At 71.2% G+C, this 427-nt stretch carries 1 pseudogene; it reads right to left on the bottom strand.

Going from position 1 to position 427, the window contains the following annotated elements:
• Nucleotides 1-261 (bottom strand): annotated as a pseudogene (locus tag HWX25_RS33130) (hemolysin secretion protein D); the annotation flags it as partial.
• Nucleotides 262-427: the final 166 nt, after the last annotated feature.

Genomic DNA, 427 nt, shown 5'->3' with positions numbered 1-427 from the left:
GCCGCCTTCGAGGCTCTGGATCACCTGCTCGCGGCTGCGCGAAATGACGGTGGCTTCGCCCTGCGTGATCTCCTCCACGCGCGCGAACCGGGCCCAGGCCAGGAAGGCGACCAGCAGCGCGGCCACCACGTAGAGCATCAGCTTCGACCCCGGCGAAGATTGCGTGAGCAAGGCCGCGCGCATGTCGCTCATGTATTCGACCTCGGCCTTGCGCATTTTCGGCTCGTCGCCGCGGCGCCGCCACTTGAGCTTGGGGATCACGCGCTGCCCTCCATCGGCTCGTTCGGCGCCTCGGCCGCGGAGGGCGCCGCATGCTCCTCGCGCAAGGGCCGCATTCGGACGGTGCGAGCGGGCCGGACAGGCGCCGCCGCGGGTACCGCCTCCGCATCACGCGCACCGGAGCCGGGTTGGCCTTCATGCTGGCCGG

It is taken from the genome of Burkholderia sp. BCC1640 (assembly GCF_902833125.1).
Taxonomy (GTDB): domain Bacteria; phylum Pseudomonadota; class Gammaproteobacteria; order Burkholderiales; family Burkholderiaceae; genus Burkholderia; species Burkholderia diffusa.
The sequence above is the reverse complement of the archived record's forward strand: the minus strand, read 5'-3'. Positions and strand labels throughout refer to the sequence as shown.